The sequence below is a fragment of the Blautia sp. MSK18_10 genome (assembly GCF_020553185.1).
Lineage (GTDB): Bacteria > Bacillota > Clostridia > Lachnospirales > Lachnospiraceae > Blautia_A > Blautia_A wexlerae.
In genome coordinates this window covers 19154-40682 of sequence record NZ_JAJCGT010000018.1, presented here as the reverse complement: position 1 = coordinate 40682, position 21529 = coordinate 19154, and the positions used below count along the sequence as shown (strand labels likewise).

Below are 21529 nucleotides of genomic sequence, written 5' to 3'. Positions count from 1 at the left end.
AGAATATTATCATATCCACGAATAGTATTCCCATATTGCCACTATAATAAATTTACATACCTTTTGTGAAAAATGACGGATTTTTCATCAAATTCCAGTTGATAAATCTTTAACAAAATTCAAAAAAAGGCAAAAATCCTGTTGATTTTAAGCGTTAAATATGTATAATAGTAAAAGAGAAGCGATACCCATTCGCTTTTATGGTAAGGTATCTTAAGCCTGTTTAAACAGGCGCTTTCATTAACGAAGAAAAGAGGTTAAACGTAAGATGGCAAAAATCGATTTAAGCAAGTATGGCATTACCGGAACTACAGAAATTGTCTACAACCCTTCTTATGAAGTATTATTTGAAGAAGAAACCAAACCGGAACTGGAAGGCTTTGAAAAAGGTCAGGTCAGCGAACTTGGTGCAGTTAACGTTATGACAGGTATCTACACAGGACGTTCTCCTAAAGATAAATACATCGTTATGGATGAGAACTCCAAAGATACAGTATGGTGGACAACAGACGAATACAAAAACGATAACCATCCTGCAACTCAGGAAGCATGGGATGCAGTAAAAGAAATCGCTAAAAAAGAGCTCTCCAACAAGAGACTTTTCGTAGTAGATGCATTCTGCGGTGCTAACAAAGATACTCGTATGGCTATCCGTTTCATCGTTGAAGTTGCTTGGCAGGCACATTTCGTAACAAATATGTTCATCCAGCCAACAGCTGAAGAACTTGAAAACTTCGAGCCAGATTTCGTTGTATACAACGCTTCCAAAGCTAAAGTTGAAAACTATAAAGAATTAGGCCTGAACTCTGAAACAGCTGTAATGTTCAACATCACAACTAAAGAGCAGGTTATCGTAAACACATGGTACGGCGGAGAAATGAAGAAAGGTATGTTCTCTATGATGAACTACTTCCTTCCACTGAAAGGCATGGCTTCCATGCACTGCTCTGCAAACACAGATATGAACGGCGAAAACACAGCTATCTTCTTCGGTCTTTCCGGAACAGGTAAAACAACTCTTTCCACAGACCCGAAACGTCTCCTGATCGGTGATGACGAGCATGGCTGGGATGACAACGGCGTATTCAACTTTGAAGGTGGATGCTACGCTAAAGTTATCAACCTTGACAAAGAATCTGAGCCGGACATCTACAATGCGATCAAACGTAACGCTCTTCTTGAGAACGTAACACTTGATGCTGAAGGCAAGATTGATTTCGCAGATAAGAGTGTAACAGAGAATACTCGTGTATCTTATCCGATCAACCACATTGAAAACATCGTTCGCCCGATCTCTTCTGCACCGGCAGCTAAGAACGTAATCTTCCTGTCCGCAGACGCTTTCGGAGTACTTCCTCCGGTATCTATCCTGACAGAAGCTCAGACTCAGTACTATTTCCTGTCTGGATTCACAGCTAAACTTGCTGGTACAGAGCGTGGAATCACAGAGCCTACACCTACATTCTCTGCTTGCTTCGGACAGGCATTCCTTGAACTGCATCCGACAAAATACGCAGAAGAACTTGTTAAGAAAATGGAAAAGAGCGGAGCAAAAGCTTACCTGGTTAACACAGGATGGAACGGAACAGGAAAACGTATCTCCATCAAAGATACTCGTGGTATCATCGATGCAATCCTTAACGGAGATATCCTTAACGCTCCTACTAAGAAGATCCCATTCTTCGATTTCGAAGTTCCAACAGAGCTTAACGGCGTAGACACAGGTATCCTCGATCCTCGTGACACATATGCTGACGCTTCTGAATGGGAAGAAAAAGCGAAAGATCTTGCTGGAAGATTCATCAAGAACTTCGCTAAATATGAAGGAAATGCAGCTGGTAAAGCACTTGTTGCAGCTGGTCCTCAGTTATAATTATAATTGCTGAATTAAAGTTAATTATAATTAAATTATAATTTTATTGTCCAAATGAGTACGAAAGGGATGCGAGTAATTCGCATCCCTTTTTCATGTTGTTTCGGTGGTCAAGCGGATATTCGCAATCCGCTTCGCTACAGGGCTCTGAGTTTTTCTGCCACTTTCTCATATGCGGGTACCGGAACGTGATATTCTTCTCCCATTCTTACTACTTCGTAAACTAATCCGTCAATTTCGGACTGTTTTCCTGCCATGATATCCCGCTGCATGGAAGTGGTTGCTTCCGGTGCGAGGTTGGAAAGGATTTTTAAATTTACTTCTGCCATATCTTTCTGGAAAGGAACTCCCATGGCTTCTGCAAGTGCTGCGATTTCTTTTATCATGGTCTTAAAAAGTTCTCTGGCTTCGCCTTCTTTCTGGAAATCTGCGGCAGTTGCGTGGTAATAGAGTCCTGCTGCCCCGATCGGGGATACATAGGAAAATTTCTCCAGTGCTTCACGGCGGATGTTTTCCGAAAGAGTCCCGTCGATATGACTGTCACAGAGGTCTTTCTGAATCTCTTTCAGTTCCGGTCGGAATTCTGCTTTGTCTCTTACGCCGAATACAATGTGCAGAATCTGTCCATGCTGGAGAAGTTTTCCCGGTTCTTTAATGTTGGCAGAAACATAGATGCAGCCGTCCGTTACCAGAAGATCCGGCAGTTCTTTCTGCATTTTTCCACCTGTTCCATATATATTCAACACTGGAATTACAATAGTATTTTTCCTGGCAATGCGTTTGATAAACGGAATCGTTTCCTGTAAGGAATAGCCTTTTACGCAGACAAAAATTACGTCCGGATGCTCTGCATAATGCTCCATATCTGTAGCAGGAATGCTTATGTTTTCCTCTGTTTTATCCCACATTTTCTCCAATGTAAGACCCTGTTTCTGGATCTTTTTCAGGTGTTCGCCTCTCGCGATCAGGGTTACGTCCTTGCCTGCTTTTTTCATATAATATCCGGTAACACCACCGGTTCCTCCGGCTCCAATGATTAAGTATTTCATATTTATTTTCTGCCCCGCTTTCATTGTTTTGATTCTTATATCATAGCACAATTGCAATTTTTCTTCAGTATATTTTATGCATTACGCTGACATAATTTTGCATTGACAGTTTATTTTTTGCCCTGTAATATCAATGGTATCAATATCAGAATATATTACGCAGGAAAAGTATTAAGATGGAACGATATCTGGAATTTAGAATAGATGAACAAACTACAGAACTTAAAACGGAAGCATTTCTGAAAAAGAATGCAGGACTTACAAAACGGCAGATCAGCCAGGCGAAGTTTCGACCGGACGGGATTACCAGAAACGGAGTTCGCTGTCGTGTAACTGAGACAATATATCCAGGCGATGTGATCCGCGTTTGTCTGGAGGAAGCCGGGACTGCTTCTGCGCATCTTGAAAATTATAATGACGGAATCAGAAGTAAGGATTTGTCGGATTTCCATTCCAACAGAGCTTCAGCTCCAGTTTCCGAAACTTCTTTTTCTCTGAATATTTTATATGAAGATACGGATATTCTGGCGGTTGATAAACCGGCAGGAATGGTTACGCATCCAACGGGAATGCATTATACAGACAGCCTCTCCAATCTTGTTGCCGGTTACTTTCGAGAGAAAAATGAACAGGTCTGTGTCCGCCCGGTGGGGCGGCTGGATCAGGAGACTTCCGGGATTGTGGTTTTTGCCAAAAATCAGGTAGCAGCTTCAAGGCTTCAATCTGTAAAATCTCCATGCAAAATTCACAAGCAATATCTTGCCGCTGTATCCGATACTTTGCCTGTAGATATGCCTGGTGTCTGGCATACCTTAGATTTACCGCTGATGCAGGACCCGGAGAATCATCTGAAAATGAAAACTGCTGCTGATCTTTCCTTACATTCATCTGCATTATCGGGAAAAATCAAAACAGCAGTTACTCATTATCATACTCTTTTTTCCAGTCAGGACTGGTCGCTTATCACACTTAAGCTGGATACCGGACGTACCCACCAGATCCGTGTCCATATGGCATCCACAGGACATCCTTTGCTTGGAGATACTCTTTATCATTCAGACGATAAAATATCTTCCTGTGCTTCCTTTTCCAGGGCAGCCCTTCATGCATGGAAAGTTTCTTTTCAGCATCCTTTCAGAGATGAAATGCTCCTTCTGGAAGCACCATTACCTTTCGATTTTCGTGAACTGGTTTCACTTTCAGGGTCTGACCTGTTGTCTATTTAAGCTTCAAGTTCTTTGATCAGATTTACCATTTCAATGGCACTGAGTGCACAGTCATAGCCTTTATTTCCTGCTTTTGTACCTGCGCGTTCAATTGCCTGCTCGATGTTTTCTGTGGTAAGTACTCCGAATAATACCGGAACTCCTGTTTCCAGTGATACTGATGCAATCCCTTTGGAAACCTCATTGCATACATAATCATAATGACTGGTATTTCCACGAATCACAGCACCTACGCAGATAACCGCATCATACTTTCCACTTTTTGCCATTTTAGACGCGATCAGTGGGATTTCAAAAGCACCTGGTACCCACGCTACCTGGATGTCCTCTTCTTTTACATTGTGACGTGTCAGTCCATCCATGGCACCACTTACCAGCTTGGAAGTTATAAATTCATTGAAGCGGGCTGCTACAATTCCTACTTTCATTCCATCTGATACTAATTTTCCTTCTAATGTTTTCATTTTTTCTGGTCCTTTCATCTGTAAATTTATATTTTTTAACCTGTACAGGTTTTTATATACGGTAAATTTTATTTTCGGGAACGTTATCGTTATATATGAAAATCCCCGCTGTATTTAATACTTCAGAATATGTCCCATTCGTAATTGTTTTGTCTTAAGATAACGCAGATCATACGCTGTGGCATTCATCTGTATCGGAACTCTCTGTTTGATCCTGATGCCAAATTCTTCCAACTGATAAACTTTATCCGGGTTATTTGTCAGCAGCCGCAGCTCTTTTACCCCAAGATTTCTCAGAATCTGCGCACCAATGTAGTATTCTCTTTCGTCTCCGGCAAATCCAAGTGCCAGATTCGCTTCGAGTGTATCCATTCCCTGTTCCTGAAGTTCATAGGCACGAAGTTTATTGATCAGTCCGATTCCTCTTCCTTCCTGTCTCATATAAAGGAGTATCCCTCTGCCTTCTTCCTCAATCTGGGCCATCGCCGCTGCAAACTGCTGTCCGCAGTCACAACGCTGTGATCCAAAAACGTCTCCTGTCAAGCACTCTGAATGCACACGGCACAGGACGTTTTCTCCATCTCCGATTTCACCTTTTACCAGTGCTACATGATGTTCCCCATTCAGGCGGTTTACAAATCCATACGCCATAAACTCTCCGTATCTGGTCGGCATTTTTGTGGTCGTCACGCGATCCACCAGAATATCATGGCATTTACGGTAATTCTGAATATCTTTAATTGTTATGAATTTAAGATTCCACTTTCCGGCAAGTTCCCGTAACTCAGAAGTCCGCATCATAGTGCCGTCTTCTCTCATAATTTCACAGCACAGCCCGCACTGTTTTAACCCTGCAAGTCTGCACAGGTCTACAGTTGCCTCTGTATGTCCGTTTCTTTCCAGAACACCGTTCTTCTTCGCCAGAAGTGGAAACATATGTCCGGGGCGTCTGAAATCTTCGGGTTTTGCATTCTCATCCACACATTTCATGGCAGTAACAGAACGTTCTGCCGCAGAGATTCCTGTAGTGGTGCTGATATGGTCTACGGAAACAGTAAAAGCAGTTTCGTGATTATCTGAATTTTCTGCTACCATCTGCGGGAACTGCAGTTTTCTTACATATTCCTCAGACATTGGCATACAGATAAGTCCTTTTCCGTGAGTTGCCATAAAGTTAATATTTTCTGTTGTGGCAAACTCTGATGCACAGATAAAATCTCCTTCATTCTCTCTGTCCGGATCATCCGTTACCAGAATAATTTTTCCATTCCGAAGTTCTTCCAGAGCTTCTTCTACTGAATCAAATCCGTTCATTTTTTCTCTCCTTATACAATATATTTTTCTGTTGTTAAGAGGGCAAAATCATTCGTATTGGCTGCTTATCTGGTTCGTGTCAGGCAGATAAAACATCCACTGTACAGTTCTGCATCAATCGAATAACCGCTTTGTGGTTAATTCTGTCAAAAGCCATACTTATTCAGAAAATCCCGTGTAATATTACTTTTTATCGGCTGTTCTTTCACAGGCGTTATTAATTTTTCCACGTATTTTCCAATTATGTCTGTCTCCAGATTGACGATATCTCCTTCTTTGCGTTCTCCGAGGACTGTAATCTTTACTGTATGAGGAATTGCAGAAATGGAAAAGTCTGTTTCTGAGACTTTTGCCACTGTAAGACTGATTCCATCAACTGTTACAGAACCTTTTGTCACAATATATTTCATAATTTGTGGTGAAGCCTGAATGGTGTACCAGACAGCATTATCATCTCTGCGAATTTCCGTGATTTTTCCTGTTCCATCCACATGCCCGGCAACAATGTGTCCTCCAAATCTTCCATTTGCAGGCATTGCCCTTTCCAGATTTACATGCTGTCCCAAAGAAAGCTGAATCAGCGCAGAACGATTCAATGTCTCATGCATCACATCTGCTGTAAAACCATCTTCCAGACATGCAGTTACAGTGAGGCAGATTCCATTTACAGCTACACTGTCCCCTGTTTTCAGATCATCCAGAATTTTCTCTGCCCGTATCGTAAATACTGCTGAATTTGCTCCTTTTTTTATTTTTTTCACAGTTCCCAGTTCTTCAACAATTCCCGTGAACATTACTCTTCACCTCACTCTCTATAAGAAAATCATCTCCTATTCTGATTATTTCGCTGTTTTTTAATAATATTGCGCTGGCAGGATCAGGAAATCCTTTTCCTTCTATCGGTGTCTTTGCACTTTCTCCCCCAAAAAGTTTGGGTGCTATATAGGTCTGGACTTTCTGAACAATACCGCTTTCGAGTGCTGACCAGTTTAAAGTGCCTCCTCCTTCCAGTAAGATACTGTCTATCTTTGCAGCTCCCAGAAGTTCCATTAGTCTGTTTAAATCTATGTGTCCGTTTTTTTCCGGGACATCCAGAACTTTACATCCCATATCTTCATAATTCTTTATCTTCTGCTGGTCTTTACTGCTGGTTGCAAAGATTGTTGGAATTGTTGATGCCGTTTTCACAATTCTGGAATTCAGTGGTGTCCGCAAGTGGGAGTCACAGATAATACGCACAGGATTTCTGCCGTTTTCCAGTCTGCATGTAAGCATCGGATCATCTGCCAGCACAGTTCCCACTCCAGCCATAATCCCTGTATATTTCAATCTCTGTTTCTGCACATGCATTCTGGCAGCTTCGCCTGTCACCCATCTGGATGCGCCTGTATAAGTGGCAATTTTTCCATCCATGGTCATCGCATATTTCATGACTACATATGGTTTTTGATTCTGTATGTAATAGAAAAATGCTTCATTGAGTTTATCGCACTCTTCTTTTAAAACGTTTTCCGTTACTTCGATCCCATGCTCTTTCAGAATCCGGATTCCTTTTCCTGAAACCAGGGGATTAGGGTCCGAGGAACCAATGATCACACGTCTGATCCCCGATTCCAGGATTGCATTGACACACGGAGGCTGTTTCCCGTAATGGCAGCAAGGTTCCAGAGTAACATATATGGAGGCACCTTCTGGCTGTTCTGTACATGATGCCAGAGCTTCCCTTTCTGCATGAGGTTCACCGTATTTTCTGTGATATCCCTGGCCAATGACTTTTCCTCTTTTGACGATCACGGCACCTACCATTGGGTTAGGTGCTGTAAATCCCATTCCTTTTTGTGCCAGTTCTAACGCCATTTTCATATATTGCCTGTCTTTTTCCATATCCGTTATATCTTTCAATCCCTCATCTCCTGTTCTTCTGATGGTACTGATGATACCAAAAAAGCCCCGGTGTCTTTCAACATCCAGGGCCTGTAAATTAATATCTGTTTGAATTATCTTCGTGTGAATCTGACTTTTTGCTTCATCATTAAAACTGCTTTGATGATATAAAAAAGCTCTGGAATAAATTTATTATTCCAGAGCAGTCGCTTTCACAGATCAGTTAATTCTTCTGTATCTCTACTACTATCTTCTTTCATCCAGACTGTACTGTCGGCTTCGGAATTGCACCGAATCATACCTTACGGCTCGTGGGCTTTACCACCGGTAGGGAATTGCACCCTGCCCTGAAGATCTTATTTTATTTTTATCAGCAATTTCTAAATTTTATCCTGCTGATGTCTGAAAGTATACTCTTAACTTTTATTTATGTCAAGATTTTTTCAAACATATAATTTCAGTTTTTCAGGAAAGTAATTCTCTTACCATCTCTGCATTGAATGTCACACCTGTCAGGTGGTCTACTTCAATCTGGTACAGGGCATTGGCTGCAATATGCTCTGCCGCCTGTTCCAGGTCACGGATTCCGCTGGTGTTTTTGTGTTTCTCAACAATAGCCTCCAGACCGTCTTCTGTCACTACGCATTCTTCTGCTTTGAGGCTCATACGTTTCAGAACTTTCGGAAGTACATATTTGGAGAAGATAATCTTCTTCTCTTCTGAGGTGTAATCCGGAATATCGATCACTGCAAAACGGGACATCAGAGGTGCGCTGATCTGGGATTTATCATTTGCTGTAGCGATCGGATAAACGCCCACTGTCGGCACCATACATTCCATGTAGTTATCTGTAAATCCAAGGTTGTCAAGCAGTGTCAGAAGTACATCTGCCGGGTTTCCGTTGCCCTTGCCTGATGCTGCTTTATCAAGCTCGTTGATGATGAATACAAGGTTGGATTCTCCTGCTGCTGAGAAGGCTTCCATGATGATTCCAGGCTTTGCGTTTGCATAGATCCTGGAGCTTCCTGTGAGCTGTTCCGGATCGTTGATGGAACTCATATCCAGAGTTGTCCACGGAAGTTTCAGGATACGGGCAACCGCATAGGCAATCTGAGATTTACCTGTACCTGCCGGGCCTACAAGAAGAAGTCCGTATGCCGGAAGTGTATGGGTACGGTTAATCTGAATGATCGTCTCAATGATACGCTGCTTTACAGATTCCATTCCGTAGAGTTCTTCGTCAAGGATTCTGCGGGCTTCCTGAGGATCAATTGCTTCAAAGTAATTACTCTTCCACTGTACATTCATCATAATGGAAAGAGCTCGCTGAGCATGGCGTCTTTCCTCCGGAGATACTTCGTGGGAACGGGCAACTGCAAGGTTTCTTCTTGCCCAGAGACGGATGTTGTCCGGAAGGGTTCTGCCTGCGCAGGTCATAAAATCAGTGATGCTCTGAATACTTGTCAGCTTCATTTCATCTCCTGTTTCTTCCTCATCTTCGTCTTCTGCGATCTCTGCCGGTGCACTGCTTGCAAGAAGTCTCTCGATCATAAACTGAAGAAATCCGTCCTCTGCGGAGAGCTTTGTGCCGCCGCCGAATGCAGTCTCACGAATCTTATAAACTGCATATCCTTTCTCCTGATTCTGTCCGGAAAGACGTACATTGATGTGATTCTCTCCAAGCCATTTCAGAAGGCTTACGAATCTTGAATCAATGCTAAGAATATCTGCTGCGAAAGTTCCATCGTCCTCTTTAAACTCAAAGGAAGTACGTTTGATCGGGTTTGTAAAAATACCGCAGGAATGATGTTTCCACTGGCGGCTGCTGTTATCAAGAACCATGATCGGTTTCTCAGGGGATGTTTCCTGTTCATTGGACTGGAAAGTCGTGTAGGTACATTCAGACTGTACACCTGGTTTCTTGTCTGAAGCACCGCTGAAATCAAATACTGGCATGGTGTGTTTACTCCTTTTATCTTATCCTTATTCAGTGTAAAATTTTGTATAATTCCTTATTATTTTAGCAGAATCTTTCCTTTTTATCAATTATGGAAATGTATTTCCTGTATAATTATTCACAAATTTAGCTGCTTTTTGATTCTGACCACTTTTCTCTTCCAATATATCATAATACCATACAGATATATGGTATTATTTAGCGCACATAAAACCATACTGGTGTAACATAATACCTATTTATTCTCTCAAAATCATTGACGGTAACATTCGCAGGCTTTATAATAGGGATAACTGAGAATTTCCAGATATTCTCTGGAAATTCGAAATTTACTTTTAGGAGAGCAAAATGAGCAAAATTATTTTAACCGGTGACCGCCCAACAGGCCGCCTTCATGTTGGACATTATGTTGGTTCATTATCCGAGCGTGTTCGTTTACAGAACTCCGGCTTATATGATGAAATTTATATTATGATCGCAGATGCACAGGCATTAACAGATAACGCTGAACACCCTGAGAAAGTTCGCCAGAACATCCTTCAGGTCGCCCTGGATTATCTTGCATGCGGCATTGATCCTGAGAAATCCACTATCTTTATCCAGTCCATGGTTCCGGAGCTTACAGAGCTTACTTTCTATTATATGAACCTTGTTACTGTGGCACGTGTACAGCGTAATCCTACAGTTAAATCTGAAATCCAGATGCGTAATTTCGAGGCAAGCATCCCCGTCGGTTTCTTCTGCTATCCGATCAGCCAGGCTGCAGACATCACTGCATTCCACGCTACTACTGTTCCGGTTGGCGAAGATCAGCTTCCAATGCTCGAGCAGTGCAAGGAGATCGTCCACAAATTTAATACTGTTTATGGCGAAACTCTGACAGAGCCTGAGATTATTCTGCCATCCAATAAAGCATGCTTACGTCTGCCAGGTATTGACGGAAAAGCAAAAATGAGCAAATCTCTCGGAAACTGCATCTACCTTTCAGATGAAGAAGCTGATGTTAAGAAGAAGGTTATGTCCATGTTCACAGACCCGAATCATCTTCGTGTGGAAGATCCGGGACGTGTGGAAGGAAACCCTGTATTTATTTATCTGGACGCATTCTGCAAACCGGAATATTTTGCAGAGTTCCTGCCTGAATATCAGAATCTGGATGAACTGAAAGCCCATTATACACGCGGCGGTCTGGGTGATGTCAAGGTTAAGAAATTCCTGAACAAAGTACTCCAGGCAGAGCTTTCTCCAATCCGCGAGAGACGTAAATACTGGGAGCAGCATCTTGATGATGTATATGATATCCTCAAAGAGGGAAGCAGGGTTGCTGAAGCAAAAGCTGCACAGACACTTCATGATGTTCGTTCAGCAATGCAGATCAACTACTTTGATGATAACAGCTTAATCAAATAATTCTGTAACAAATACAAAAACAGGTTCAGATACAAAGTATATTTTACTTCAATCTGAACCTGTTTATTTTTATGTTATGATGTTAGGGTCAAAAGGCATTTTGCCCTAACTTTATATCTGATACCATTTGATCTCATTTGCCTCCAGATGTAACTGGAAGCTGCTTCCATCTCCTCTGTAAACAGTAGTATCCTGTGGCTCATAAGTATTATTTACCACACAGTATTTACCATTCTTTACATAAGCATGTACTTCTACATTGTAGTTAGTGGAATACCAGCAGTGAAGTTCTTCCTCTGCAGATGCTGACCAGAGAACTGCTCTGTAGAATACACGGCTGTTTTTGAAGCTGTATGGAAGTCCACTGATATAAACGCCTCTTCCTTTTCCGAATTTCTTTACAGCCATCTGTACTTCCTGTTCTTTCTGGATCAGGATTTCTGTCTCCGGCAATGCATAAATATTCTTCTTGCCTTCTCCAAAATCAATCTCTCCCTCTGCATCCTGCAGGATAAAATGGTCTCTGTGTTCTTCCCAGTTATATTTATCAGTGTTCAGATTGAATCCATGCTCCTCTTCCACACCAAGAATATCATCCAGCTGGAAGAATTTGCCCTGCCACTGATGTGCAGCCGGTTCTCCTACACCGATAAATCCTCCGCCGTTGTATACAAATTCCCTGACAGCAGTAATAACTGTTTCATCGATCCAGTTTTCTCCGCCTGTCTGTGCAGTATCTGCATCTCCCACATTAATAATAACATCAAAGTTTTTCAGCAGTTCTCTGTTTTCACGGATGTCATCAAAGCTGATAAATGACACGTCAAAAGGTGCACCGCTTAATGCTTCTATAATTCCAAAATAAGAATAATTCTGCTTATAATAAATAGCATGATGTACCATGTGGTTACCCCAGGAACGCATTTTTCCCCAACAGTTCAGAACTGCCACACGTTTCACGCAATAGGGAGTTGTTCCCTGAATATTATCATACAGAGTACGGAATTCCTCACATACTTCTTTGATATACTGTACAAAGTCCGGGAATTCAAGGGCAAGTTTCAGATATCCGCCGTAGCCTATTCTCTGGATCGGGCTTCTTAAGATTGCTCTTCTTGCTGTTACCCAGTTCACTTTTGCCTCTTTTACAGGATCTCCTCCTTCATGGAAGGTATCCGGGAAGAAATATGGCAGGAATCTTCCTTCTGTATATTTCACATTCTTAATGTCACTGAACAAGCGTAAGGTTGCTCCGTTTCCAACACTTCCCACTACAGCGTCCAGTCCGATGGATGCAAATTCATCCATAAAAGGTTCCATACCGATCCAGTGGTCTCCCATGAACATCATAGCCTCTTTGCCATATTCATGAACAATATCTACCATTTCTTTGGCAAGCTTCGCTACTTCTCTTCTCTGGAATGCCTGGAAATCTTTAAATTCTTTAGACGGGATTCTGTATGTATTGTTCATATATCCCTGATCAATGATATATTCCGCTCTGAAAGGATAGCCCACTTCTTTCTCAAACTGCTCCAGAATATATGGGCTGACAGATGCAGAATAGCCAAACCAGTCTACATATTTTTCTCTTGCAAGCTCATCAAATATAAGGGTAAACTGATGGAAAAATGTAGTGAAACGCACAACATCCACATATTCATGGGTATCCAGGAATCTGCGCAAACGTTCCAGAGAATGAGCTTTTGTTTTTGGCTGGCGCACATCAAATGTGATCTGTGGCTCTACATCTTTCCAGTCATTTACTACTGAATTATACATGTGTACCGGGTCCCACATAATATATGCCAGAAAGCTTACAGTGTATTCATGAAACAGCTTTGCAGATCTGATCACTACATTACCTGTTTCTTCCTCATAGCTCCACAGCTCTGTTGATACCGGTTCTCCGGTGGTGCGGTCTATAACTTCCCACCATCTGTAGATATCATCTCTTGTATTCACTGCCAGCATATCCGGATATAAATGATCCATCAGGTGAATTTCCAGCTTGTCCTCTGTTGCTGTATGGAAAGATGTCATGATATACATCTGCTGGATTTCCTCAGGATGTGCCTTTGCCCATTCATTATCCTTACGGGTTGTATAATAGGTTGCATATATCTTGGAGCCAGTGTCTTTTAATTCCTTCGGGAATTCTGTTCCGTCACAGTCACGGATCGCATCTGCACCCCACTCATCCAGTATCTCCAGTGTCTGTGGCACTACATCCAGATTGGTTGGTATTGTTACACGACCTTTTTTCATTGTTGTTTGTCTCCTCTCTCTGTATAAACCTGTCTTACTTTTTACTTATCTAACCTGATTCTGCTCTTTCTTGCGCCTTATCTGTCTATAGAATACGTTCTTTCCAAAACATTTTCAATTCTCTTTTTGCTTTGTTTTTTAGAAATCTTGCTGTACAAATCAAATTGTGATATTATATAAAAAATGTTATCGAAAATTTTGAAAGGAATTCTGTTTTTGATTATAATACCCTATATTTTTTTATCTTTCAAAGTTTTTTTATGCATTTAGTCCAATCATAACAACTAAATGCAGAACAGATTCCCTCTATTATTTTTGTTCACTCTTTTGCATTAGACAAAATCACTAAATTATGGAGGAGGAACTTTTTTATGAGTACACATTCTCTTCGCTTCAGCCCTGAAGATACTGCACCACAGGAGGTCACACTTCTGAATGCATCTTCTTCCCTCTATGAAGGTGACTGGCCAAGCATTCCCCACTCCCATGCATTCACTGAATTATTTTATGTGCGGGACGGACAGGGGGAATTTCTGCTTGAAGATGAAATCTACCCTATTTCAAAAGATGACCTGATCATTGTTAACCCTCACATTAATCACACTGAAATTTCCAGAGGAAACCCACCTCTCAGCTATTTCACAGTGGGCGTAGACGGATTATCTTTCTCTTTTAATGATCAGAAAGAATATCGCATCTTTAACTGCAGAAAAAAGAAAACAGATCTGCTTTTTTACTTTAATGCTCTGTTTCAAGAACTGGATAATCAATCGGAAGGGTACGAAAAAATCTGCAGACATATGCTTAATATTCTGATCCTTCAGCTTCAGCGGATCACAGATTCTCCTTTTGAACTGATCACTGCACAACATCCAAGCAAGGAATGTGCACATATCAAGCGATATCTTGATTCTAATTACGGAGAAAACATCTCTCTTGATCATCTGTCTGCCATCAGCCACCTGAACAAGTATTATCTCAGCCATGAATTTACCAAATATTATGGGATTTCTCCTATGAACTATCTAAACCGAAAGCGGATTGAGGTATGTAAAGAACTTCTGGAAAATACTGATTATGGGATTTCAGATATTGCGCATCTCACAGGATTCTCCTCTCAGAGTTATCTCTCCCAGAGTTTTCGCAAATCCTGTGGCATGACTGCAGGAACTTACCGTAAACTTAAGAAAAAAAGAAAGGATCCTATTTAATATCATGCAATACACATTTCCAAACTACTATAAAGAATTTTCCTGCATTGCAGGAGCCTGTCCGGATACCTGCTGCGCAGGATGGCAGATCGTGATTGACGATCAGACACTGAAGAAGTACCAGCACTTTAAAGGTCCGTTCCGCAATCGCCTACACAATGATATTGACTGGAAACAACATGTTTTCCGCCAGTATAACAGACGCTGTGCTTTTCTCAACGAAGAGAACCTGTGTGATATCTACACAGAAGCAGGACCGGAAATGTTCTGCAGAACCTGCAGAAATTATCCTAGACATATTGAAGAATTTGAAGGTCTGCGTGAGATTTCCCTGTCGCTCTCCTGTCCGGAGGCAGCAAGGATTTTACTTTCCCAAAAAGAAAAGGTACACTTTATCACAAAAGAAAAAAAGACAAAAGAAGAAGTCTATGATGACTTTGATTATTTCCTGTTCACTGCACTTATGGACACCCGTGATATGCTTATAGATATCATCCAGGACAGAGCTGTACCCATGCAGAAACGTCTGTGGAAACTTCTGGCTGCTGCACATGATTTCCAGTTATGTGTAAATAAAAATGAACTCTTTAAATGGGAAGAAATGCGAAAACGACATGAAGATTCCGGATACGGAGATAGATTTTGCAACAAAATTTACTCTCGTATAAATGCAGATAACATAGAAAACAGTTCTGCTGCATCTGCCTGCGCAAATACACCAGAACAATTATTTAAAAAAATGTGGAAAACTGTTGTCCCGGAAATGGAGGTTCTGCGCCCGGGATGGCAGGAATACTTAAAGAATTGTCTGACTCCACTGTATAATGGAAATACAGATCCGCAGTCTGACTCCGGAAATCTTTATTCCTGGCAGAAAAGTGAATTTGATTTCTCCTATCCTGACTGGCAGATTCAGGAGGAACAGCTTCTTGTTTACTGGATCTATACCTATTTCTGTGGTGCAGTTTATGATAATGAGATCTTCGCCAAGGTGAAAATGGCAGTTGTGTGCACCCTGTTCATCCATGAATTAAATGTGGGAACCTATCTGAAAAACAACCGGCAGTTTAAGCTGGATGATCAGATCCGTATCTGTTATCAGTTTTCAAGAGAACTGGAACACTCAGATCTTAACCTGAACAGATTTGAAGAATTAATGACTGAAAAAGAGATCTTCTCCTTTGAAAATCTGCTGAAAATCTGCTGATGCATACTTTCCCTGTCTTATCTGTATCATCTGACACCTCAGGTAGTCAGATGAACATTTATGCTTTGTAAAAAAACCTTACGGTACAGAAAATATCTTTATACGGATATTGTTCTGTACAGCAAGGTTTTTTATCACTAGAGCATTTTTCAAACACGCTCAGGCCAGTGCCAGCAAATCTTTTCCTTCTTTCAGCCTCTCATAAAACTGTATGTAGAAATCCTGATCCTGGTCATATGGTTTGAGATAGAATCTGTTCACCACAAAAAGGTTCAGATTTCTGATCAGATCTGGATCCTCAGCATTGTACAGTACTTCCTGCACATCCAGCAAAAAATAATGCCAGTCATTGACAAATTTGTCATAATTTTTCAGATCCGGTGTGTCGATCCATTTTTTTACCTTGATTTTACTTCTGTTTGTTTTGGGACATTCATGAATCTGAAGAATATATTTAAATCCCCCGTCTTCATAAAGTCTTCCCAGAGGAAACAGCCTGCAGAAGCCTGGTCTGACAGCATGAATACTGCAGCGGCCCTCTTTATTCAAGAATACGCATTGTTCTTTCTCACCTGCCATCCGGAGATGAGGCAGGACATTTCCGTCTGATACTCCCAGTTCCAGACATTCCTGCAGAAGCTGTTCCACAGGCTTCTTAAGTCCCACAGATAATCTGTGTACATCATATGGATCCAGGATCACAGAATCTCCCATTCCCTGACAGCAGTCACAGCATCCCTCACAGTCATGACAGTCTGCTTTTACCATGTCATTGGAATCATATAACTTTCCGTCGGAAATCTCTTCCAGTGTCTGTTCTCGTCGCATCAGAAAGCCTCCAGTCCTGTAACACCCCAGTCAGAAGCGAGATCTTTCATTCCTTCAAGCACTTCCTCCCTGGAATATCCGTTATCATCCAGGAAATCTCCATCCATATCATTCAGATACAGATAAAAGGTCAGTGCCAGTTCCAGATAGTCTACATCATCTTCTACCATACCCATATATAATTCGTTTTCTGCTTCATTGATCTTGCCTTCTTCTGCCAGTTTCATAATTGTAGCAAAAAGCCGGTCTGCCTCTGTGTAATCTGCTTCCTTCTCCGGAAGTTTGTAATTGGGCTGCTGCTCATGAAGCAGAAGCTTCGCGATCAGTCTTCCTACGTCCTGAATATTTCTTATCATATGATCATCCTGTACTGCCATAATATTATCTTCCCTTCTTTTTTATTTTACCTAGAGTGTGTCTGAAAAAGGCTTTCTGCAAGATGTGCGTCACAATTTGTGGTATATTTTGCCCGGATGAGGGCGCCGTAGCGGGCTACGGCAACTGAATTCGGGTGAAATATCCCGCAAAGTGGGGCGTGCAGATTGCGGGAATGATTTTTCAGACACGCTCTAGTACATCGTTTCGTAAATAACTATACCATCGCATAGAATGCGGATTCGCAGACAAGAGAGTGATATAGTTATTCCAGTTTTAATCCTGCCAGTGCCTGTGCAAATGCATTATTCACCGGCTCCTTGGCTTCTTTCTGCTGCTGTCTCATATATTTTTGAACATCACGCTTATTGACTCCTGCTCCCTCTTTGGCTCTTCTCGCCTGAAAAGCAGAGAGCTTTTCTTTATAGCCGCAGGCACAGATAAATGTCTCTTCCTTACCTTTCACATACATTTCCATACGTTTATGACACTTGGGACAACGGGCATTGGTAGTTCTGGACAGGGTTTCTTTATAACCACACTCTCTGTCCTGACATACAAGCATTTTTGCATTCTTTCCATTCACTGCCAGAAGCTTCTTTCCGCAGTTCGGGCAGATCTTGTTTGTAAGATTATCATGCCTGAAGGTTCCCTGTCCGGTTTTGATCTCATCTACAATGTCACAGGTATAGTTCCTGATTTCTTTCAGGAAGGTTTCCTGTTTCATTTTACCTTTTGCAATATTTCCAAGCTTCATCTCCCAGTCTGCGGTCAGTTCCGGCTTGCGCAGTTCCTCGGGTACCAGTTCCAGAAGCTGCTTTGCCTTGGAGGTCAGATGGATTTCATTGCCTTTTTTCTCCATCAGAAAGCTGTTAAACAGTTTCTCAATAATATCGGCCCTTGTAGCAACTGTCCCCAGACCACCTGTCTCACCGAGAGTTTTCGCTGCCTTTGTATCATGACTCTCCATATAGCGTACCGGATTCTCCATTGCTGCAAGAAGCGTTGCTTCTGTGAATCTTGCAGGTGGCTTTGTCCTGCCTGTATTCATGGATACATTCTCTATATGCAGTCTCTCACCCTTCTTCATCTGTGGAAGCTTCTGATCTTTCAGTTTCTGAGCATCGTCAGCAGTATCCTCATCCTCTTCAGTGTCGTCCGTATTTTCATACACATCTTTCCATCCGGCACTTTTTACAACTTTCCCGCTGGCAGCAAAAAGTTCTCCAGCAACAATTCCCTCCATGCTCACCTGTTCATAAACAAAAGGCGGATACAGCACACTGAGAAATCTGCGAACTACCATATCGTAAATCTTACGTTCTTCATTTGTCATATGGTCAAGCTGCACAAACTGCTCCGTAGGGATAATTGCATGATGGTCGCTGACCTTTTTATCATCCACAAAACTTCCATTTGCACGAACAGGCTGATTCATCAGTGCGCCTGCCGGTTTTCTGTACGGTCCTGTTGCGCAGGCTCTCAGTCGTTCTTTAATTGTAGGAACAATATCCTTTCCAATATATCTGGAATCTGTCCTCGGATAAGTGAGTACTTTGTGATTTTCATACAGACGCTGCATGATATTCAGAGTCTGCTTTGCAGAATATCCATATTTCCGATTTGCCTCTCTCTGCAGTGTGGTCAGGTCATACAAACCCGGTGCAAAGGATTTTTTCTCTTTGCTGGTTACGGAAGTTACTTCCAGAGACTGATTTCTGAGAACATCGGAAATCTCCTCTGCCCGTTCTTTATTAAAAGTTCTGAAGCTCTTACTCTTTGGTTCCTTCCATGTCCAGGTGATATCACCTGCTTTCAGGGTGATTCCGTAATATTCCTTCGGCTTAAATGCCCGTATCTCTTCTTCCCGTTTCGCAATCATCGCCAGTGTAGGAGTCTGTACACGCCCGCAGGAAAGCTGGGCATTATATTTACAGGTAAGTGCCCTTGTACCGTTCATTCCCACCAGCCAGTCAGCTTCCGCTCTTGCCACAGCTGCTCTGTACAGATTATCATACTCATGTCCGTTTTTCAGATTTCCGAATCCTTCTTTGATAGCTTTGTCTGTAACTGAAGAAATCCACAGTCTGCGGATTGGTTTATGACAGTCCGCTTTGTCAAGAATCCAGCGGGCTACCAGTTCACCTTCTCTTCCGGCATCTGTGGCTATTATAATATCGTTTACGTCTTTTCTGTACAGCTGCGTTTTTACTGCATTGTACTGTTTACCGGTCTGTCGAATAACTACCAGCTTCATTCGATCCGGCATCATGGGAAGTGTGGATATTTCCCATTTCATATACTTCTTATCGTATTCCTCAGGATCTGCCAGCGTAACAAGGTGTCCAAGTGCCCAGGTGACTACGTAATCTTTTCCCTCAAGAGTACCATTTCCTTTCTGTGTACAGTGAAGTACTCTGGCAATATCTCTGGCAACAGAAGGTTTCTCTGCTATTACTAATGATTTCATAAAATAAATAACTCCTTATAAAAATCTACAGTCAGGGTTTCTGATATCCCTGACCGTTGATTTCGGGCAGCTGTCCATTTATTTTTGGCATCTGCTTATATTTAAGATGTCAGGATCAAAAGCTATTTTGCTTTGCTCTTTGCAACTCCTGCAATTCTCATATTTAAAAGTATAGCATAGATAAATTCCTGTTTCCAGTTATTCTTTAACTTTATTTCATATTAATTTTATATCCGACTCCACGAACTGTCTCCACCAGCTCACCGGCACTTCCCAGTTTTTGTCTCAGTGTTCGGATATGTACATCAACGGTTCTGCTCTCTCCGTCGAATTCATACCCCCAGACCTGATTCAGAAGCTGGGTTCTGGAAAGTACAGTTCCGCTGTTTTTCAGAAGCAGACATAATACTTCATATTCTTTTAATGTAAGATTTACATTCTTTTTATCTACAGTTGCAATATGTCTGGAAGGGCAGACATAAAGGTTTCCTGTCCGATATTCTTCTGCGCCGTCATCTTCTGTTCTTCTTAATAATGCGCGGATCCTTGAGATCAGTTCCATCATGCGGAATGGTTTTGGAATATAGTCATCTGCCCCGCTGTCAAGACCTACCACTGTATCATATTCACTGCTTTTTGCTGTCAGCATGATAATAGGAAGTTTACGTGTATCCGGACGCATACGCAATTTCTTCAATATGGAAATCCCATCCTCTTCCGGCAGCATCACATCAAGGAGCAGAAGTGCAGGTTTTTCCTTTTCCAGGGCTTTCCAGAAGTGAGAAGGTCTTTCAAATCCTTTTGCTTCAAATCCCTGACTTTTCAATGTATAAATCACCAGTTCACGTATACTCTCATCATCTTCTACCAAATATATCATTTTTCTGTTCTCCATTTACAATTATTTACTGAATGCCATAAGCCGAAACCAGTATACAATCTCCGGAAACAACATGACATTTTCGAAAATCACTATAATTTCTCCGGCTCAGTTGATATCAGTATAATAAAAAGCCGTAAAATCTTTGTTCTGCTTTATGTTAAAACTTTGTAAAACGCTGAACTTTATTGAGAATTTTTTTATAAAATTTTTATATACTTTATGAGAAAATTTATTTGTAAAAGCAGTATGAAGATGTTATGATATGGTATGGTATGAAATAATTCTCCAAAGAAGGTGAAATTTTGAAACGTTTTATTTCCAAATACCGGCATGGACTTGTGATTGCTGTTTACAGCATCATTTATATCCTGCTCTTCAGTTACCTGGAGCACAGACCGGTTCACAGCTATCATATCGTACATACAGTATTTGATGACTGGATTCCATTTTGTGAGTTCTTTATCGTTCCTTATATGCTGTGGTTTCCATACATGATCTTGGCTGTGATTTATTTTATATTTTTTAACAAAAACAAACATGAATACTATCAGCTGGCATTTAATCTTATGATGGGAATGACTGTTTTCCTGATTGTTTCCTATGTTTATCCAAATGCTCAGCACATACGTCCGACCGAATTTCCAAGAGACAATATCTTCACAGATATAGTAAAATGGCTGTACAGTACAGATACTCCTACGAATATCCTGCCCAGCATTCATGTATTCAACTCTCTTGCAATACATATGTCGCTTACAAACTGCGAAGCACTGCGAAATAAAAAACTTATAAAAGCAGCCTCCTTTACCCTGACTGCGCTGATCATCATGTCCACCATGTTCCTGAAACAGCATTCTGTGATCGATGTATGCATGGGTGCCACACTTGCATTATTTGGCTTTTGGGTTTTTTATCCGAGAAGAATTTCCGTTTCTTCTGAATCTGTCTGCTTTAGAGAAGTAAAGAGAAAAAAGAGCGAGAATTAGAAAGATTTAAAAAAAGCAGAATCTTTGAAATACATTTTTGTCTTTCAGAGATTCTGCTTTTTTACAGTTATAACAATTTCATAAAATATTTTCCCAAAACCGATATCCGGATGTGAAGCTTTTA

General features: G+C 41.4%; 17 protein-coding genes, 2 pseudogenes and 1 riboswitch. Of the genes and pseudogenes, 7 read left to right on the top strand and 12 right to left on the bottom strand.

The window, feature by feature from the left end; all coding sequences use genetic code 11:
• Window positions 1-268 precede the first annotated feature (268 nt).
• Complete coding sequence (gene pckA, locus LI074_RS09070) at window positions 269-1873, top strand: phosphoenolpyruvate carboxykinase (ATP) (protein WP_117844241.1); 1605 nt, start codon at window positions 269-271, stop codon at window positions 1871-1873.
• A 137-nt stretch (window positions 1874-2010) separates the two neighbouring features.
• On the opposite strand, the gene LI074_RS09065 is transcribed toward pckA, so the two are convergent.
• Window positions 2011-2922 carry a ketopantoate reductase family protein gene (locus LI074_RS09065; RefSeq protein WP_044952194.1) on the bottom strand — a complete coding sequence of 304 codons (912 nt, stop codon included), beginning with the start codon at window positions 2920-2922 and terminating at the stop codon, window positions 2011-2013.
• Between the two features lie 176 nt (window positions 2923-3098).
• On the opposite strand from LI074_RS09065, the gene LI074_RS09060 reads away from it, so the two are divergent.
• Window positions 3099-4148: an RluA family pseudouridine synthase gene (locus LI074_RS09060; protein WP_173697684.1), complete on the top strand. Its 1050-nt coding sequence runs from the start codon at window positions 3099-3101 to the stop codon at window positions 4146-4148.
• Here LI074_RS09060 and ribH read toward each other — a convergent pair.
• The 5 genes from ribH to LI074_RS09035 form a co-directional block, all read right to left on the bottom strand.
• Complete coding sequence (gene ribH / locus LI074_RS09055; RefSeq protein ID WP_025579513.1) at window positions 4145-4612, bottom strand: 6,7-dimethyl-8-ribityllumazine synthase; 468 nt, start codon at window positions 4610-4612, stop codon at window positions 4145-4147. The genes LI074_RS09060 and ribH overlap by 4 nt on opposite strands.
• 114 nt (window positions 4613-4726) lie before the next feature.
• On the bottom strand, window positions 4727-5926 hold the full coding sequence (locus LI074_RS09050; RefSeq protein ID WP_173697683.1) for a bifunctional 3,4-dihydroxy-2-butanone-4-phosphate synthase/GTP cyclohydrolase II: 1200 nt from the start codon (window positions 5924-5926) through the stop codon (window positions 4727-4729).
• 146 nt (window positions 5927-6072) lie between these two features.
• Window positions 6073-6720, bottom strand: a complete 648-nt coding sequence (gene ribE, locus LI074_RS09045; protein WP_008704016.1) for a riboflavin synthase — start codon at window positions 6718-6720, stop codon at window positions 6073-6075.
• The gene (ribD, locus tag LI074_RS09040; protein ID WP_044952695.1) at window positions 6701-7810 is read right to left on the bottom strand and encodes a bifunctional diaminohydroxyphosphoribosylaminopyrimidine deaminase/5-amino-6-(5-phosphoribosylamino)uracil reductase RibD; all 1110 of its coding nucleotides are present in this window, start codon (window positions 7808-7810) and stop codon (window positions 6701-6703) included. The genes ribE and ribD overlap by 20 nt, the downstream gene beginning before the upstream one ends.
• A gap of 244 nt (window positions 7811-8054) precedes the next feature.
• Window positions 8055-8169: riboswitch (FMN riboswitch) on the bottom strand.
• A gap of 106 nt (window positions 8170-8275) precedes the next feature.
• Window positions 8276-9766, bottom strand: a complete 1491-nt coding sequence (locus LI074_RS09035) for an AAA family ATPase (protein WP_008704018.1) — start codon at window positions 9764-9766, stop codon at window positions 8276-8278.
• Window positions 9767-10115: 349 nt separating this feature from the next.
• Here LI074_RS09035 and trpS point away from each other — a divergent pair, with 349 nt between their 5' ends.
• Entirely contained in the window at window positions 10116-11177 is a 1062-nt protein-coding gene (trpS, locus tag LI074_RS09030; RefSeq protein ID WP_173697682.1) for a tryptophan--tRNA ligase, read from the top strand.
• 111 nt (window positions 11178-11288) lie between these two features.
• Here trpS and gnpA read toward each other — a convergent pair whose 3' ends face one another.
• Complete coding sequence (gene gnpA / locus LI074_RS09025) at window positions 11289-13445, bottom strand: 1,3-beta-galactosyl-N-acetylhexosamine phosphorylase (RefSeq protein WP_173697681.1); 2157 nt, start codon at window positions 13443-13445, stop codon at window positions 11289-11291.
• A 371-nt stretch (window positions 13446-13816) separates the two neighbouring features.
• Between gnpA and LI074_RS09020 the strand changes: the two genes are divergently transcribed.
• Window positions 13817-14656, top strand: a complete 840-nt coding sequence (locus LI074_RS09020) for an AraC family transcriptional regulator (RefSeq protein WP_118571553.1) — start codon at window positions 13817-13819, stop codon at window positions 14654-14656.
• Window positions 14657-14660: 4 nt separating this feature from the next.
• Window positions 14661-15863, top strand: a complete 1203-nt coding sequence (gene fliB / locus LI074_RS09015) for a flagellin lysine-N-methylase (protein WP_055057367.1) — start codon at window positions 14661-14663, stop codon at window positions 15861-15863.
• 159 nt (window positions 15864-16022) lie between these two features.
• Here fliB and LI074_RS09010 read toward each other — a convergent pair whose 3' ends face one another.
• The 3 genes and pseudogenes from LI074_RS09010 to LI074_RS17865 form a co-directional block, all read right to left on the bottom strand.
• Complete coding sequence (locus tag LI074_RS09010) at window positions 16023-16691, bottom strand: YkgJ family cysteine cluster protein (protein WP_055057368.1); 669 nt, start codon at window positions 16689-16691, stop codon at window positions 16023-16025.
• Window positions 16691-17068 (bottom strand): DUF6483 family protein, encoded by a 378-nt coding sequence (locus LI074_RS09005; RefSeq protein WP_008704036.1) that lies wholly within the window; start codon window positions 17066-17068, stop codon window positions 16691-16693. Before LI074_RS09005 ends, LI074_RS09010 begins: the two co-directional genes overlap by 1 nt.
• Before the next feature lie 26 nt (window positions 17069-17094).
• Window positions 17095-17193 (bottom strand): annotated as a pseudogene (locus LI074_RS17865) (DUF6783 domain-containing protein); the annotation flags it as partial.
• Here LI074_RS17865 and LI074_RS17860 point away from each other — a divergent pair.
• Window positions 17152-17283 (top strand): annotated as a pseudogene (locus LI074_RS17860) (DUF6783 domain-containing protein). The pseudogenes LI074_RS17865 and LI074_RS17860 sit on opposite strands and share 42 nt — an antisense overlap.
• 48 nt (window positions 17284-17331) lie before the next feature.
• On the opposite strand, the gene LI074_RS09000 reads toward LI074_RS17860, so the two are convergent.
• Both LI074_RS09000 and LI074_RS08995 read right to left on the bottom strand, forming a co-directional pair.
• Complete coding sequence (locus LI074_RS09000) at window positions 17332-19536, bottom strand: DNA topoisomerase III (protein ID WP_173697680.1); 2205 nt, start codon at window positions 19534-19536, stop codon at window positions 17332-17334.
• A 211-nt stretch (window positions 19537-19747) separates the two neighbouring features.
• Entirely contained in the window at window positions 19748-20416 is a 669-nt protein-coding gene (locus LI074_RS08995; RefSeq protein ID WP_008704038.1) for a response regulator transcription factor, read from the bottom strand.
• A gap of 305 nt (window positions 20417-20721) precedes the next feature.
• Between LI074_RS08995 and LI074_RS08990 the strand changes: the two genes are divergently transcribed.
• A complete protein-coding gene (locus LI074_RS08990; protein WP_055149420.1) occupies window positions 20722-21405 on the top strand; it encodes a phosphatase PAP2 family protein in 684 nt (227 codons plus the stop codon).
• Window positions 21406-21529: the final 124 nt, after the last annotated feature.

Excerpts from the sequence above, each read along its gene's own strand:
- LI074_RS09000 (WP_173697680.1), bottom strand. The coding sequence starts at position 19,536 with ATGAAATCATTAGTAATAGCAGAGAAACCTTCTGTTGCCAGAGATATT.
- LI074_RS09035 (WP_008704018.1), bottom strand. The coding sequence starts at position 9,766 with ATGCCAGTATTTGATTTCAGCGGTGCTTCAGACAAGAAACCAGGTGTA.
- trpS (WP_173697682.1), top strand. The coding sequence starts at position 10,116 with ATGAGCAAAATTATTTTAACCGGTGACCGCCCAACAGGCCGCCTTCAT.
- LI074_RS09050 (WP_173697683.1), bottom strand. The coding sequence starts at position 5,926 with ATGAACGGATTTGATTCAGTAGAAGAAGCTCTGGAAGAACTTCGGAAT.
- LI074_RS09065 (WP_044952194.1), bottom strand. The coding sequence starts at position 2,922 with ATGAAATACTTAATCATTGGAGCCGGAGGAACCGGTGGTGTTACCGGA.
- LI074_RS09060 (WP_173697684.1), top strand. The coding sequence starts at position 3,099 with ATGGAACGATATCTGGAATTTAGAATAGATGAACAAACTACAGAACTT.
- pckA (WP_117844241.1), top strand. The coding sequence starts at position 269 with ATGGCAAAAATCGATTTAAGCAAGTATGGCATTACCGGAACTACAGAA.
- LI074_RS09020 (WP_118571553.1), top strand. The coding sequence starts at position 13,817 with ATGAGTACACATTCTCTTCGCTTCAGCCCTGAAGATACTGCACCACAG.
- LI074_RS09005 (WP_008704036.1), bottom strand. The coding sequence starts at position 17,068 with ATGGCAGTACAGGATGATCATATGATAAGAAATATTCAGGACGTAGGA.
- ribE (WP_008704016.1), bottom strand. The coding sequence starts at position 6,720 with ATGTTCACGGGAATTGTTGAAGAACTGGGAACTGTGAAAAAAATAAAA.
- LI074_RS08995 (WP_008704038.1), bottom strand. The coding sequence starts at position 20,416 with ATGATATATTTGGTAGAAGATGATGAGAGTATACGTGAACTGGTGATT.
- LI074_RS09010 (WP_055057368.1), bottom strand. The coding sequence starts at position 16,691 with ATGCGACGAGAACAGACACTGGAAGAGATTTCCGACGGAAAGTTATAT.
- gnpA (WP_173697681.1), bottom strand. The coding sequence starts at position 13,445 with ATGAAAAAAGGTCGTGTAACAATACCAACCAATCTGGATGTAGTGCCA.
- ribH (WP_025579513.1), bottom strand. The coding sequence starts at position 4,612 with ATGAAAACATTAGAAGGAAAATTAGTATCAGATGGAATGAAAGTAGGA.
- fliB (WP_055057367.1), top strand. The coding sequence starts at position 14,661 with ATGCAATACACATTTCCAAACTACTATAAAGAATTTTCCTGCATTGCA.
- ribD (WP_044952695.1), bottom strand. The coding sequence starts at position 7,810 with ATGGAAAAAGACAGGCAATATATGAAAATGGCGTTAGAACTGGCACAA.